Source organism: Ferrovibrio sp. (assembly GCF_029255545.1).
Classification (GTDB): Bacteria; Pseudomonadota; Alphaproteobacteria; order Ferrovibrionales; family Ferrovibrionaceae; genus Ferrovibrio.
Genome location: NZ_JANLJJ010000091.1, coordinates 120,380 through 129,790, shown reverse-complemented (window position 1 = coordinate 129,790; position 9,411 = coordinate 120,380). Strand labels below are relative to the sequence as shown.

The following is a 9,411-nucleotide window of genomic DNA, read 5'->3' as shown; positions in this document are numbered from 1 at the left end:
CTCGGACGGCTTCTCGTAATGGCCGCGCAGCTTCATCTCGCGGAAAATGCCCTCACGCTGCATCTTCTTTTTCAGCGCCTTCAGGGCCTGATCGACGTTGTTGTCACGAACCAGGACTTGCACGTGGGTCCCATCCTTTCGGGTCAATAAGAATCCGGTTGCGGGGCGGGGCCCCGGCAAGTCGCGCCTTCTAGCACGCCCCCCGGGCTTTGTGAAGCGGCTTTATGTCCGGCTAGCCAGTAATAATAGGCCCCAAAAAGCCCAGTTCGGGCAATTATTTGCCGGTTCTGGCCCGGCTCTTGGCCGTTTCGGCCCCCTGGCATAGGTTAAATCACATGGCCATTCTGAAAATCGCCCGCATGGGGCATCCGGTGCTGGCCCGGCCGGCCGACTCGGTTGCCGATCCGACCGCCCCGGAGATCCATCAGCTGATCGCCGACATGGTGGATACCATGGTCGACGCGCCCGGCCAGGGCCTGGCGGCCCCGCAGGTGCATGTGCCCCTGCGGGTGGTGGTGTTCCTGACCCCGGACGAGGGCGATGGCGGCCGCGAACTGGTCACCCTGGTCAACCCGCGCTGGCAGCCGCTGGGCGAGGAACAGGATCTGGCCTGGGAGGGCTGCCTGTCGGTGCCGGGGCTGCGTGGCCTGGTGCCGCGCTACACCCGGATCGCCTATGAAGGCATGCTGCCCGATGGTCGCCGCCTGCAGCGCGAGGTCGGTGGCTGGCATGCCCGGGTGGCGCAGCATGAACTGGACCATCTGGACGGCATCCTGTATCCGCAGCGCATGACCGATCTGAAGGATCTGGTATTCGAAAGCGAATTGCGGCATCGCGCCAGCCTGCGACCGCAGGAGCAGGAAGACTGAGGGAGGCCACCATGACGGACGACCACCTGATCGCCGAAAAACGCGCCCTGCTGGATGCCCTGCTGGTGCATGTGCCCTTCGACGGCTGGACCGCCAGGGCGATGACATTGGCGGCGAAAGACTGCGGCTATGAAGCCGGCATGCTGGCCCGGGCCTTTCCCGGCGGCGCAGCCGAAGCGCTGGATTTCTGGGTTGCCGAAACCGACCGGGCGATGCTGCGCGTGCTGGACGGTCGCGACCTTGCCGCGATGAAAATCCGCGAGCGGGTGAAGACCGCCATACTGGTGCGGCTGGAACTGACCGCGCCGCATCGCGAGGCGGTGCGCCGGGCGCTGAGCCTGGAAGCCCTGCCGCAATATGCCCCGAAGGCGCTGCAGCAGCTTTATCGCACGGTGGATGCCATCTGGTATGCCGCCGGCGATACCGCGACGGATTTCAACTTCTACACCAAGCGGATGCTGCTGGCCGGCGTTTATGCCACCACGCTGCTGCACTGGCTGGACGACAAGTCGGAAGGCTTTGCCTCGACGGCGGCGTTTCTCGATCGCCGGCTGGCCGATGTCATGCGCATCCAGCAGGCCAAGGGCAAGCTGGGAAAGCTGTTTGATCGGCTGCCCAATCCGCTGGGCCGCACGCGCCGCGTTTGACTCTGGCGATCAGACCGAGAGGCTGACCAGCCGGCCCGACTGGCTCGGGTTCTGCTGGTTGTTCGGCGTGCCGCTGGCGCCGTAATTGATCGAGGAATTCCGCGAGGTCGGCGGTTCGGTATTGTCCTGCTGCTGCAACTGCTGGGTCAGGCCGTTGACGATGGTGCCGCCGTCATTGGTGCCGGCGGCCGGCGTGGCGTCGCTGCGCTGGCCGGGATTCGGCTGGGCGACGGCATTGGACGTCTGCGTCGCTGTCGGCGCGGCGGCTGGCGTGGCCAGGTCGAGCTGAAAGCGGTTGCCCTGCTCGTTGCCCTGCGCCGCTTCGCGCACGGCATTGTTGTCCGTGCCGGCGGCCGGATTGTTCTGCTGCTGACGCGTCGGTAACAGCGGGGCAACGCTGCCGGACGAAATGCTGTCGATGGCCATGGCCACTGCTCCGGCCGGACGCGGCGCGCTTCTGGCGCTCGACCCGGGCAACCTGCCGTTCTCGGCAGGGCGTGGAAATTACTTAACCATACTATAGGGCAGGCAGGCCCGCTCGCCAAGGGAAAGACGCTGGCGGCGCCGTGACTTAAGGTTGTGGCGCCTTGCCCGTGGGGTAGAGCCGGGTGACGTGGCCCATCTTGCGGCCCGGCCGCGCCTCGGCCTTGCCGTAGAGATGCAGCTTGGCGTTGGGTTCGGCCAGCAGGGCGGGCCAGGTCTCGACCTCGTCGCCGACCAGGTTCTCCATCACCGCGTCGCAGAGCCGGTCGGCCGCGCCGAGCGGCAGGCCGCAGATGGCGCGGATATGCTGCTCGAACTGCGAGGTGATGGCGGCATCCAGCGTCCAGTGGCCGGAATTATGCACGCGCGGCGCCAGTTCGTTGACCAGGATGCGATCGCCGCAGTCGAACAGCTCGACGGCCAGCACGCCAACATAATCCAGGCCCTCGACCAGGCTGGTGGCGAGGCGTTCCACGTCGGCGGCCAGCGTCGGCGCGATCACGGCCGGGGCATGAGTGCGCCACAGGATATGGTTGCGATGGATATTTTCCACCGGACCCCACGAGGCGATGCTGCCATCCAGGCCGCGCGCCAGCACCACCGACAATTCGCGGCGGAAGCTGATGAAGCCCTCGGCAATCAGCGCATCCGATTTCAGCGCGGCGAAGGCCGCCGCCGCATCATCCGTGCTGGTGACCTTGTACTGGCCCTTGCCGTCATACCCCATGCGGCGCGTCTTCAGCACCAGCGGCACGCCGAGCGCGGTGGCGGCGGCACAGAGATCGGCAGGATTCGCGACGGCGCGATAGGGGGCCGTGGCAATGCCGCGGCTGGTGCAGAAGTCCTTCTCGAACAGGCGGTCCTGCGTGATGCGCAGGGCCTCGGTGCCCGGCCGCACCGGCACCAGTTCGGCAATCGCCTTCACCGGCTCGTAGGGAATGTTCTCGAATTCGTAGGTGACCACCGCGCAGCTCTGGGCGAAGGCGGCCATGGCGGCGGCATCGGTGTAATCGGCGCGGGTGAATTCCGCTGCGACCTCGGCGGCCGGCGGGTCGGCTTCAGGGGCGAAGATATGACAGTGATAGCCCAGCCGCGCGGCGGCGATCGCCAGCATGCGGCCGAGCTGGCCGCCGCCGAGGATGCCGATCCTGCTGCCGGGCGGGAGCGCGGTCATGTCATGTCGCCGGTTTCAGCTTGATCGCCTTGGTCTGTTTCGCCCGCCAGGCCTGCAGGCGTTTGGACAGGGCCGGGTCACTCAGCGCCAGGATGGCGGCCGCCAGCAGGCCGGCATTGATCGCGCCGGCCTTGCCGACCGCCAGGGCGCCGACCGGAATGCCGCCAGGCATCTGCTGGATCGAGAGCAGGGAGTCGAGGCCCTTGAGCGCCTTGCTTTCCACCGGCACGCCCAGCACCGGCAGATGCGTCATGGCGGCGGCCATGCCAGGCAGATGGGCGGCACCGCCGGCGCCGGCGATGATCACCTGGATGCCGCGGCCGGCGGCGCCGTGCGCATAATCATACAGCCGCTGCGGCGTGCGATGGGCCGAGACGATGCGGTGTTCGGCCGGAATTTTCAGGACCTTCAGGATCTCTGCGGCATGTTCCATGGTCGCCCAGTCGGACTGGCTGCCCATGATGATGCCGACCAAAGGCTTCTGGCCGGACGAACCTTTACGCGGCGGCATCGGTTACTCCTGTCGCGGAAAGCGGCGGATTATAGGGAGCGGGGTCGGCCTGTAAAGCGGCCATCGGACAGCAGCCGACCAGAAGGGCGCTACCGGGTGGCGACCGGCCCCGATCCATGATTTGTTAATAGCTTCCGGGGCATGACTAGCAGAGAATACCGTCCAACCAGGCGGAGCATGGCCAAGATCGAGGATCGTCGACCGGTAGGGCTGGGGCCCGGCACCGCGCCCATCGGGGCGTCGGGTGGCGGCGCGCGTCCGCTTGCCGTCGCCGCATCCCAGGCTGCCGCGCCGGCGCAGCCGGTCGCCCAGCCGGCCGCCACGGCCACCGTGATGGGCATTCCGGAAGCCGAACTGACGCCGCGGGTGCGCGATGCCATCATGCGGCTGATGGGCGAGGTCGACCAGTTGCGCAACGAGCTGACCCGGACCCGCCATCGCCTGGCCGAGCTGGAACGCCTGGCCGATCGCGACACGCTGACGCCGCTGTATAACCGGCGCGCCTTCGTGCGCGAGCTCTCCCGCGCCATGGCCCATGTCGAACGCTACAACCGGGCATCCTCCCTGATCTATTTCGACCTGAACGGCCTGAAGGAGATCAACGACAAACATGGCCATGCCGCCGGCGACGCGGCCCTGATCCAGATCGGCCAGATCCTGCTCGACAATACCCGCGAGGTCGACGTGGTCGCCCGGCTCGGCGGCGACGAATACGGCGTGATATTAAGCGAGACCGATGCCCAGCAGGGGCGCGAGAAGGCCGATCACCTGGCCGAGGCGGTCCGGCGCCGGCCGCTGCACTGGGAAGGCAAAACCCTGCCGCTGGATGCCGCCTATGGCGTCTACCCGCTCAAGCCCGGCGAGGACCCGGGCTCGGCTTTGGCCGCCGCCGACCAGATGATGTACAACCACAAACTGGCCCGGCGCTCCGCCCGGGCCTGATTCCGGGCCTGATCTGGGGCGGAATTGGCGAAAATCCGGCTTTCTGGCCGGCTTATCCTGGCCGGCACTGTGCCCACCTCCTGGCCAAAAGTTGCCAATCATCGCCAATCATCGACAATTATTGCCAATTTTAGCCAATTCTGGCCAATCATCGCCAAAAGCAGCCAAGTGTTGCGACGCGCAGCCGGGCCGCCTGAGGCAACTCCGACCGGATATCGTCGCCCGGTACTGTCCTGGGCCAGGACACATTTTAACGATGTACAAGAGCGACAATAGCATCTAGAACATATAAAGAACATATTTGCGGAGACAAGAGGCCGTGCCTGCGGACGATTTCACTGCCTATGTGCTGGACTGCCTGAATGCCGCCCGGGTCGGGCCGGTGACGCGCGAGCGGCTGTTCAGCGGCAGCGGCCTGCGCATCGACGGAGTGCTGTTCGGCGTGATTCTGCGGGGCACGCTGTATTTCGTGGTCGACGACCAGACCCGGTCGCGTTTCAAAGATGCCGGCATGGGGCCGTTCCGCTACAGCCGCAAGGCTGTGCAGCAGGCGATCGAGCGCTGGTATGAACTGCCCGAGGACGTGCTGCTCGATCCGGCCGATCTGCGCGAGTGGGTGCAGGATGCGCTGGCGGCCTCGCGCCGCACGGCCAAGCCGGCCAAGCCCAAAAGGGCGAGAGTGAAGAAACCCGCCGTGAAGAAAACCGCCGCGAAGAAACCAGCGGCAGTCAAAAAAGCCCGGCCGCGCCGATCATCGCGCGACCGGGCCTGAGAGTATGCGCGGCGCGGATCAGGCGGCGATGTCGACGACGATCTTGCCGGCGGCATCGCGGCTTTCAATGGCCGCATAAGCCGCTTCAACCTGCTCCATGCCGAAATGCCGCGGATCGAGGCTTGGCCTGATCCTGCCGGTTTCGACCAGCCTGGCGGCCTCGCGCAGGATGTCGCCGTAATGCGAACGGCCTTCGCCTGTCAGCAACGGCGCCAGAGTGAAGATGCCGGAATAGCTGGCGGCGCGGAAAGACAGCGGCGCCAGGGCATGCGTGCCCCATCCCAGACAACTCACCACATGACCGAAATGGCGGACCGCATGGAAGGATGCGTCCAGCATCACACCGCCGCCAGTATCGTACACCAGATCGAAGCCGCGTCCGGCCGTGTGGCGCATCACATAATCTTCCACCCTGCTGGTGCGGAAGTCGATCGCAGTGGCGCCGAGCTGCTCGATGAAGCTGCGTTTCTCGGCGCTGTCGGTGGCGCAGACCTCGGCGCCGAAGGCGCGCGCGATCTGGATCGCCATATGGCCAACCCCGCCACCGCCGCCCTGCACCAGCACGCTCTGTCCGGCCTGCACGCGGGCGCGGTCGACCAGGCCTTCCCAGGCGGTGATGAAAACCAGCGGCATGGCCGCGGCTTCGCGCATCGTGAGATTGGCCGGCTTTGGCGCCAGCAGGGTGGCGTCGACCACGGCATATTCGGCCAGGGAGCCCTGCAGCCCGCCGACTCCGCCGGTCATGCCATAAACCTCGTCGCCCGGCCGGAAGCCGGTCACGCCGGGACCAATGGCCTCGATCACGCCGGCTAGGTCGATGCCGAGCACGGCGGGCAGGCGATGTTTCGCATGGGCGGCGGCGCCCGCGCGGATCTTCAGGTCGAGCGGGTTGACGCCGCTGGCCTTGATCCGCACCAGCACTTCGCCCGAGCGCGGCTGGGGGCGGGCAATTTCAGTATCGCGAAACGGGGCGTTATGCGCCTCAAGGACAAGGGCGCGCATCGTGTCTGTTTTCGTCATGGTGGGTCTCCACTGGGGTTGGCGGAGACAAACTGGTCCTTATTAAATTGTTTGAAAATGAAAAATATTGTAATTAATCCATGCAATTTTGCATGATAATGGCTCATTCAGGATGATCACGATGGCCAGGCATGCCGCGATGGAATGGAGCGATCTACGCATTTTTCTCGCCATCGCCCGTGAGGGCACCCTGGGCAAGGCCGCGCGCAAGCTGGGCCAGACCCAGCCGACCATGGGGCGGCGGCTGCGCGTTCTCGAAGACGCGGTGGGGCAGGCCCTGTTCCAGCGGACCAGCGACGGTTTCGTGCTGACCGATGAAGGGGCGGCCGTGCTGGGCCATGCCGAACGGATCGAAGAGGAGGCGCTGGCCTTCCAGCGCCAGCTGGCGGGGCGGGAGCAGCAGCTGGATGGCGACCTGCGCCTGTCATCCTCGGACTGGTTCGGCCTGCACATGCTGGCGCCGGTGCTGGCGGAATTCAAACGGCTGCATCCCGGCGTCGCGGTTGAGCTGCTCACCGACAGCCGGCTGTACAGCCTGTCGCGCCGCGAAGCCGACATGGTGTTCCGCATCGCGCCCTTCGACGAGGCGGAGGTGATTTCGCGTCGCCTGCTGCATGTCAGCTATGCCCTGTATATCCGCGCCGGCCTGCCGCATCCGCGCGCCGGCGATGGCAGCGGCGCGTCGCTCGTGACCATGGACACTGCGTTCGATGGCATGCCCGATGTGGCCTGGCTGCGACGCATGCTGCCGCAGGCCACGGCCGCCTTCCGCAGCAACAATCGCGACGTGCAGGCCAGCCTGTGCGCGCAGGGCGTTGGCCTCGCGGTATTGCCGCGGCCGCTGGGCGACGGGATGGCGGAACTCGAACGCGTCGATCTGGGAGAAGAGCCGCCGGGGCGGATCACCTGGGTGGGCTATCATCGCGATCTGCGGCGGCTGGCGCGTCTGCGCGCCCTGCTGGATCTGGTGATCGCGCGACTGGCGAATTGAGGCCGCCAGGGTCAAAAAAAACGGCCCGGTCCGGGCAGGGAGGACGCCAGGACCGGGCCGATGAACAGGCTGCAAAACAGGCCGGGCGAACCCCCCGGTTGGAAACGCAGCCCGCGACGGACGCCGAATGAAGCGGATGGAAAACCGGTCAGGCGCGCTGCCGCAGCACATGGCGCGCGGCGCGCCGGTCGTCGCGGATTGCCTTCAGCATGGCCAGCAGGGGCAACCCGCTGAGCAGGGCCGCGACGTTGGCCGCCAGCATCCAGTCGGCCTGCAGCCACGACACCAGGCCATCGGCGACGATGAAGAATTGCAGGATGGCGAGAACCAGGAAAAAAGCGGCGCCGGGGAAGGACATGGTCGTCTCCGTTTACTATCGTCATTTCGCGTCTCGCGACGGCATGGCTGGAGACTATGGGACAGGGCGGCCTTCTGCTCCCGACAAGCGTGTGACTCCTGTGACCGTGTTGTGACCTGGCCATTGAAAACAGAAAACGCGGGCCTGCCCGGGCCAAGCCCGAGCATGACGGTCCATCAATACGGATTGTTTTTTATTTCCTGCCGTAGCGCTTCTCGATCGCCGCATACAGCGCGCGCAGGCCGGTGGCCTCGGCGCCAAGCGGCCGGCCCGGCCGCGCCTTCGGGTTCCAGGCAAACATGTCGAGATGGGCGTAGGATTTCGTCCTGCTGACGAATTCCTTCAGGAACAGGGCGGCGGTGATCGAGCCGGCAAAGGGCGTGTCGCCCGAATTGCTGATGTCGCCCACCTTGCCCTCGATATAGTCGCGATAAGGCTGGTGCAGCGGCAGGCGCCAGAGCGGATCGCCGACGCTGAGGCCCGCATCCAGCAGCGCCTGCGCCATCGCATCGTCGGTCGAGAACAGCGCCGGCAGATCCGGGCCGACGGCGACGCGGGCCGCGCCGGTCAGCGTCGCGGCATCGATCAGCCAGTCGGGTTTTTCCGCGTCGGCCTCGGCCAGCGCGTCGCCCAGCACCAGGCGGCCTTCGGCATCGGTGTTGCCGATCTCGACGGTCAGCCCCTTGCGGCTGTGCAACACGTCGCCGGGGCGGAAGGCATTGCCCGAAACGCTGTTCTCCACCGCGCCGATCAGCACGCGCAGCCGCACCGGAAGTTTCATCGCCATGATCACGGCGGCGAGGCCAAGCATGACGGCGGCGCCGCCCATGTCCTTTTTCATCAGCAGCATGCCGGCGGAGGGTTTCAGGTCGAGCCCGCCGGAATCGAAGCACACGCCCTTGCCCACCAGGGTGAGCTTGGGGTGTTTCGGATTGCCCCAGCGGATGTCGACCAGGCGCGGCAGGCGATGCGAGGCGCGGCCGACCGCGTGGATCATCGGATAATTCTGCTCCAGCAGCTCCTCGCCGATGATGCAGTTGAACTCGGCACCGCCGATCAGGGCGACGGCGCGGGCGGCTTCGGCCAGCTCGGCCGGGCCCATGTCGCCGGCGGGCGTATTGATCAGGTCGCGCGCCAGCACGATGCCGTCATACAGCGCCACCACGCGCTGCTTGTTGGCCCTGGCCGGCCAGATCAGCCGCGCGGCCTTCTTTTCGATCTTCCTGTAGCGGTCGAAGCGATAGGCGGCGAGCGCCCAGCCCAGTGCCGCGGCGTCGCTGGCTTTGCCGTCGGTCAGGCGGTATTCGCCCGTGGGCAGGGCCGCGGCGATGGCGGCGTAGGACCACAGGTCGGGCTGCTCGGGCAGGCCGGCGATGACGCGCAGCGGCTTGCCGGTTTTCGCATCGGGCAGCACCAGAACCTGGCCGGGTTTGGCCTTGAAACCCTGGGTTTCGGCCCAGCCGGCCACCAGGCCTTTTTCGCGGGCCAGCCGCGCCGGCCATTGTTTGGCCGTGCAGGTATCGACGGGGATGGCGGCGGATGCCTTGGCGGTGAGGGTGGCAGTCACAATGGCCTCGGGAAAGCTGGAAGGATGGCGGTGTCTGGGCGAATGGCGCTGCCTCGTTTATAAGGGCTCCGCAGCCG

12 protein-coding genes are annotated in these 9,411 nt (G+C 66.5%); 5 read left to right on the top strand and 7 right to left on the bottom strand.

The features are described 5' to 3' along the window. Positions 1 to 123, bottom strand: a 123-nt coding sequence (gene rpsU / locus Q1J79_RS18050) for a 30S ribosomal protein S21 (RefSeq protein ID WP_300303120.1), incomplete at its 3' end; no start/stop codon positions are given. A gap of 212 nt (positions 124 to 335) precedes the next feature. Here rpsU and def point away from each other — a divergent pair. After that, positions 336 to 869: a peptide deformylase gene (gene def / locus Q1J79_RS18045; RefSeq protein ID WP_300303112.1), complete on the top strand. Its 534-nt coding sequence runs from the start codon at positions 336 to 338 to the stop codon at positions 867 to 869. Positions 870 to 880: 11 nt separating this feature from the next. Beyond that, positions 881 to 1,516 (top strand): COQ9 family protein, encoded by a 636-nt coding sequence (locus Q1J79_RS18040; RefSeq protein ID WP_300303110.1) that lies wholly within the window; start codon positions 881 to 883, stop codon positions 1,514 to 1,516. A 9-nt stretch (positions 1,517 to 1,525) separates the two neighbouring features. Here the strand turns inward: Q1J79_RS18040 and Q1J79_RS18035 are convergent, their stop codons facing one another. The 3 genes from Q1J79_RS18035 to purE all read right to left on the bottom strand — a co-directional run bounded on the left by Q1J79_RS18035 (position 1,526) and on the right by purE (position 3,684). Continuing rightward, positions 1,526 to 1,942 (bottom strand): hypothetical protein, encoded by a 417-nt coding sequence (locus Q1J79_RS18035; RefSeq protein WP_300303108.1) that lies wholly within the window; start codon positions 1,940 to 1,942, stop codon positions 1,526 to 1,528. 145 nt (positions 1,943 to 2,087) lie between these two features. After that, positions 2,088 to 3,173: a 5-(carboxyamino)imidazole ribonucleotide synthase gene (locus tag Q1J79_RS18030; RefSeq protein ID WP_300303106.1), complete on the bottom strand. Its 1,086-nt coding sequence runs from the start codon at positions 3,171 to 3,173 to the stop codon at positions 2,088 to 2,090. A 1-nt stretch (position 3,174) separates the two neighbouring features. After that, complete coding sequence (gene purE, locus Q1J79_RS18025) at positions 3,175 to 3,684, bottom strand: 5-(carboxyamino)imidazole ribonucleotide mutase (RefSeq protein ID WP_300303104.1); 510 nt, start codon at positions 3,682 to 3,684, stop codon at positions 3,175 to 3,177. A 177-nt stretch (positions 3,685 to 3,861) separates the two neighbouring features. Here purE and Q1J79_RS18020 point away from each other — a divergent pair, with 177 nt between their 5' ends. After that, positions 3,862 to 4,626 (top strand): GGDEF domain-containing protein, encoded by a 765-nt coding sequence (locus tag Q1J79_RS18020; protein WP_300303102.1) that lies wholly within the window; start codon positions 3,862 to 3,864, stop codon positions 4,624 to 4,626. A gap of 319 nt (positions 4,627 to 4,945) precedes the next feature. Further along, positions 4,946 to 5,398 (top strand): TfoX/Sxy family protein, encoded by a 453-nt coding sequence (locus Q1J79_RS18015; protein ID WP_300303100.1) that lies wholly within the window; start codon positions 4,946 to 4,948, stop codon positions 5,396 to 5,398. 18 nt (positions 5,399 to 5,416) lie between these two features. Here Q1J79_RS18015 and Q1J79_RS18010 read toward each other — a convergent pair whose 3' ends face one another. Continuing rightward, positions 5,417 to 6,418: a zinc-dependent alcohol dehydrogenase family protein gene (locus tag Q1J79_RS18010; RefSeq protein ID WP_300303099.1), complete on the bottom strand. Its 1,002-nt coding sequence runs from the start codon at positions 6,416 to 6,418 to the stop codon at positions 5,417 to 5,419. 121 nt (positions 6,419 to 6,539) lie between these two features. Between Q1J79_RS18010 and Q1J79_RS18005 the strand changes: the two genes are divergently transcribed. Next, positions 6,540 to 7,409: a LysR family transcriptional regulator gene (locus Q1J79_RS18005; protein WP_300303097.1), complete on the top strand. Its 870-nt coding sequence runs from the start codon at positions 6,540 to 6,542 to the stop codon at positions 7,407 to 7,409. 148 nt (positions 7,410 to 7,557) lie between these two features. On the opposite strand, the gene Q1J79_RS18000 is transcribed toward Q1J79_RS18005, so the two are convergent. Both Q1J79_RS18000 and Q1J79_RS17995 read right to left on the bottom strand, forming a co-directional pair. Further along, positions 7,558 to 7,767, bottom strand: coding sequence for a hypothetical protein (locus tag Q1J79_RS18000; RefSeq protein WP_300303095.1), 210 nt, complete (start codon positions 7,765 to 7,767; stop codon positions 7,558 to 7,560). A 193-nt stretch (positions 7,768 to 7,960) separates the two neighbouring features. Beyond that, on the bottom strand, positions 7,961 to 9,334 hold the full coding sequence (locus Q1J79_RS17995) for a M17 family metallopeptidase (protein WP_300303093.1): 1,374 nt from the start codon (positions 9,332 to 9,334) through the stop codon (positions 7,961 to 7,963). Positions 9,335 to 9,411: the final 77 nt, after the last annotated feature.

Bases quoted from the DNA above. Each gene is read 5' to 3' on its own strand.
- def (WP_300303112.1), top strand. From the start codon at position 336: ATGGCCATTCTGAAAATCGCCCGCATGGGGCATCCGGTGCTGGCCCGG.
- Q1J79_RS18040 (WP_300303110.1), top strand. From the start codon at position 881: ATGACGGACGACCACCTGATCGCCGAAAAACGCGCCCTGCTGGATGCC.
- Q1J79_RS18035 (WP_300303108.1), bottom strand. From the start codon at position 1,942: ATGGCCATCGACAGCATTTCGTCCGGCAGCGTTGCCCCGCTGTTACCG.
- Q1J79_RS18030 (WP_300303106.1), bottom strand. From the start codon at position 3,173: ATGACCGCGCTCCCGCCCGGCAGCAGGATCGGCATCCTCGGCGGCGGC.
- purE (WP_300303104.1), bottom strand. From the start codon at position 3,684: ATGCCGCCGCGTAAAGGTTCGTCCGGCCAGAAGCCTTTGGTCGGCATC.
- Q1J79_RS18020 (WP_300303102.1), top strand. From the start codon at position 3,862: ATGGCCAAGATCGAGGATCGTCGACCGGTAGGGCTGGGGCCCGGCACC.
- Q1J79_RS18010 (WP_300303099.1), bottom strand. From the start codon at position 6,418: ATGACGAAAACAGACACGATGCGCGCCCTTGTCCTTGAGGCGCATAAC.
- Q1J79_RS18005 (WP_300303097.1), top strand. From the start codon at position 6,540: ATGGCCAGGCATGCCGCGATGGAATGGAGCGATCTACGCATTTTTCTC.
- Q1J79_RS18000 (WP_300303095.1), bottom strand. From the start codon at position 7,767: ATGTCCTTCCCCGGCGCCGCTTTTTTCCTGGTTCTCGCCATCCTGCAA.